Genomic DNA, 1,804 nt, shown 5'->3' with positions numbered 1-1,804 from the left:
CCACACCCCACACCCCACACCCCACACCCCACACCCCACACCCCACACCCCACACCCTATGTAAGGAACCCCGGAAAGAGAATTAAGGTCAACTGGGAACATTGATTTTAAAAAATCGGTGATCATGTTATCCTCTGAGTGTGTTGTGTGAGGAAAGGAATCGGCCATGGTAGCGTCTCTATCGTATCAAAATGGGCAAAAAGCTCGATCGCATCCCCTGTTATCCTTAGGGGGTTTAATCGAATTACCGCCATCACCCCTGTTTGGCACGGACGGAATTCGCGGCCAAGTGGGAGAATTATTAACTGCCCCCCTAGCGCTACAAATCGGATTTTGGGCAGGACAGGTATTAAAAAATCAAGCTGGTGTCACCAAACCAGTAATTATCGGTCAAGATTCCCGTAATTCCAGTGATATGTTAGCCAATGCTATCACTGCGGGTTTAACTTGGGCGGGAATAGAAGTCTGGCAACTGGGATTATGTCCCACTCCCTGCGTCGCCTATTTAACCAGAGAAAGCGAAGCGATGGGGGGGATCATGATTTCTGCCAGTCATAATCCTCCCGAAGATAACGGCATTAAATTTTTTGACAGCAGCGGTTTAAAATTATCTGGCACTTTAGCGGCACAGATAGAAGCGGGTTTAAGAGGCAATTTAGAATTAGCAGATAAACCAGAAAATTGGGGAAAAGCGACTTTTTGTCCCGAATTAATCCAAAAATATTATCAAGCTGTCATTGATTCCGTCGGGAGGGATATTAACCTATCGGGATTAAAAATAGTTTTGGATCTGGCTTGGGGGGCAGCCGTTAACCTAGCACCTTTAGTATTCCAAACCTTGGGGGCGGAAGTTATCTGCCTACACGATCGAGCCGACGGCGATCGCATTAACGTTAATTGTGGTTCTACCCATTTAGAAAGCTTACAGGCGGCGGTGATTAATCAGCAAGCGGATTTAGGGTTTGCCTTCGATGGCGATGCCGATCGAGTCCTGGCCGTGGATAGTCAAGGTAGAGTAGTAGATGGCGATTATATCCTCTATTTTTGGGGTCGTTCCCTCTTAGAAGCCGGACAGCTACCCGATGGGTTATTAGTAGCAACGGTGATGGCTAATTTAGGTTTTGAACGCGCTTGGCAAAAACTGGGGGGTCAATTCTTGCGGACTGCCGTGGGCGATCAGCACGTTCAGGCGCAAATGTGGGAAACTGGAGCCATGCTAGGGGGTGAACAATCCGGTCATATTCTCTGCCATCATTACGGGGTTTCTGGGGATGGAATGCAAACCGCCCTACATTTAGCGGCTTTAGTGCAGAAATCGGCGGTTTCCTTGGCTAACTTAGTCGATCATAGCTTTGTCACCTATCCGCAGATTTTACGCAATGTGCGGGTGGAAGATAGAGAAGTGCGACGTAATTGGCAGCAATGTGAACCTTTGCGGCGAGAAATCCGCAAAGCTGAGACAGCTATGGCAGAAAAAGGCAGAATTTTGGTGCGCGCTTCCGGGACAGAACCCTTAATTCGGGTGATGGTGGAAGCAGAAACCCTAGAATTAGCCAATTTTTGGACAGAAAGGCTAGTGGCAGCGGTGCGAAGCTATCTTTTGTAGTCGATCGAGGGGGACAGGGATTATAATGCCCTTAGCCTAGCCTAGCAAGGGATAATTGTCACTAACCCCGCCCTAAAAGGGACGGGGCTTGCCTAAACCAATTTAGGCGACGCAAGTAGAGACTACCGCATCGAGACACAATCTGGCACAGACCTCCGAATACTTCCCTAGTTCGGATTCCCTCTCAGCTTTATTGGT

Annotated in this window: 1 protein-coding gene; it reads left to right on the top strand. The window is 48.4% G+C overall.

Features of this window, described 5'->3' with window-relative positions:
* Nucleotides 1-166: 166 nt before the first annotated feature.
* Nucleotides 167-1,606, top strand: coding sequence for a phosphoglucosamine mutase (glmM, locus tag O9332_RS07815; protein ID WP_288024735.1), 1,440 nt, complete (start codon nt 167-169; stop codon nt 1,604-1,606).
* The last annotated feature ends 198 nt before the right edge of the window (nt 1,607-1,804 follow it).

This window comes from Microcystis sp. LE19-10.1B, from assembly GCF_027530565.1.
GTDB classification, from domain to species: Bacteria; Cyanobacteriota; Cyanobacteriia; order Cyanobacteriales; family Microcystaceae; genus Microcystis; species Microcystis aeruginosa.
Note: the sequence above shows the minus strand (reverse complement) of the source record. Positions and strands in the feature narration are given on the sequence as shown.

Excerpts from the sequence above, each read along its gene's own strand:
- glmM (WP_288024735.1), top strand. The coding sequence starts at position 167 with ATGGTAGCGTCTCTATCGTATCAAAATGGGCAAAAAGCTCGATCGCAT.